Genomic DNA, 1,949 nt, shown 5'->3' with positions numbered 1-1,949 from the left:
GTTGTCGATCCACTTCGCCGGTCGACTTGATAATCATATCGACCTGTAAGCCTTGACACAGAATAATGAACACCCTCTTAACCTCATTCAGGAAGTGTTAATAAATGTAATTTTTTTAGTCTTTTTTTTAAACGCACTTTAAATTATAAAAAACCAAAACATTTAAAATTAACAATAAAAACAATAAGTTGATTTCATTTGGTTGTTTTTTGATACAAGCTAATTTTCCTGTTAGTCAAATAACTTTGGCAGAGGAAAAAGAAAAATATCGATACGAAGTGGAACTTTTTAGAACCATGGCTAATGTTTATATAAGTAACTGTTAATAGTGTGGATGTTGGTGGTTGTTTAATAACCTTGTTGAGAAATGAAAAAAACATTGCTGGTTATGTCTATGGCAGTTTTTTCTGCTACAGGCTATGCGGCTTCAGATAACACAGTGCAGTTTCAGGGGGTTGTCAGCACACAAACCTGTAACGTAAATATCAACGGTAACAGTGCTTCTCCAATAGTATTACTGCCGACCGTGGCGGCAAGTACTCTGGCAACTAGCGGAAGTGTAGCCGGAGCCACAAAATTTACCGTTAATGTCACGGGGTGTAGTACGGGTTCAGATGCTGCCAGCATCAGTACGGTATTTGCCGGTAATAATGTGACTACTAATGGCAACCTGGGAAATACCGGAACGGCGGAGAACGTCTCTATCCGGTTACTGGATTCTGATGGTTCTACGGCCCTCGCATTTACTAATGGTGGAACTGTAACAACGACTGCATTTACCAAAGCTGCAGCGGATACTACCGCATCTCAGGATCTGACTGCTGAGTATTACGCAGAGGCCGCATCACCGACTGCCGGTACTGTCGCTGCATCAGCGCAGTATGCAATACAATATAATTAAATTTCAGGTGCGTATGTTTTCAGCATATGCACCTTACTTTTTGTAATAATATCACCTGCAGGATTCAGGATGAATATCAGAACATCTTTATGCTTATTCCTTCTTTCGTTGTCTGTAGGCAGCGCAGAGGCAAGTGTAGTAATGCAAGGTAACCGGGTGGTTTTTAATGCATCCTCAGAGAGTCAGACGGTCAGCTTTATTAACAACGATAACTTTCCATATATTGTTCAGACCTGGACATCTGTAGGGGAAAATGATAGTGCGTCGGATAAGTCCAGTGGACCTTTTGTTTTGTCGCCGTCAGTTTTTAAAATACCGCCTCATGAATCACAGATTGTCAGGATGATATACTCTCAGGCAGGAAAGAAATATAACAGTGAACGACTCTACTATCTTCATTTTATTCAGGTACCTGCAGTTCCAACAGATCTTCAGAATAAAAACAAGCTGCTGCTGGTTATTAACAGTACAGTTAAGGTTTTTGTCAGACCGGATAACCTCGCTGTATCACATAATGATATGTTTAAATTAGTAACATACCGAATGTCAGATATGAATGGCCGATGTCATTTTTTAATAACCAACAACTCTCCTTATATTCTCAATGCAGTTGAATATAAAGTATCTGATACTCAGGGATTCCATTGGAGTAAAATAGGTATGGTTGCCCCTGGTGCGCGGGATGAATTTTATAACAAGTGCAGAAAAAGTAATGACCAATCGCCATTTTTAATTAAAATAATTAATGATTATGGAGTTTCTCAAAATATAACTATAAACAGAAGCGAATAATAATTTATGCTGAAAAATGGAATCAGGACTGCCCTGTTCGTTTGCCTGTCATCCGTACCTTTTTTATCACGGGCACAGGATGATGGTGGTTATATTTTTGATAAAACGTTATTGCAGGGCAGCGGTTTACCTGTTGATGATGTAATTAATTATATCTCCCATAATGAGGTTAAGCCGGGTGGTAATCCCCCCATTTTTAACGGAGGCGATAAGTAGAATCAGATAAGCGTTGAATATGTTGCATCGGCGTGTAGCC

Annotated in this window: 2 protein-coding genes; both read left to right on the top strand. The window is 39.4% G+C overall.

What is annotated here, in order from left to right; genetic code table 11:
• Positions 1-367 precede the first annotated feature (367 nt).
• Positions 368-901 (top strand): fimbrial protein, encoded by a 534-nt coding sequence (locus tag JK211_RS16655; protein WP_212709734.1) that lies wholly within the window; start codon positions 368-370, stop codon positions 899-901.
• Positions 902-970: 69 nt separating this feature from the next.
• Positions 971-1,693, top strand: coding sequence for a molecular chaperone (locus tag JK211_RS16650; protein ID WP_212709733.1), 723 nt, complete (start codon positions 971-973; stop codon positions 1,691-1,693).
• Positions 1,694-1,949: the final 256 nt, after the last annotated feature.

The sequence above is a fragment of the Tatumella sp. JGM130 genome (assembly GCF_018257525.1).
GTDB lineage: Bacteria > Pseudomonadota > Gammaproteobacteria > Enterobacterales > Enterobacteriaceae > Tatumella > Tatumella punctata.
Note: the sequence above shows the minus strand (reverse complement) of the source record. Positions and strands in the feature narration are given on the sequence as shown.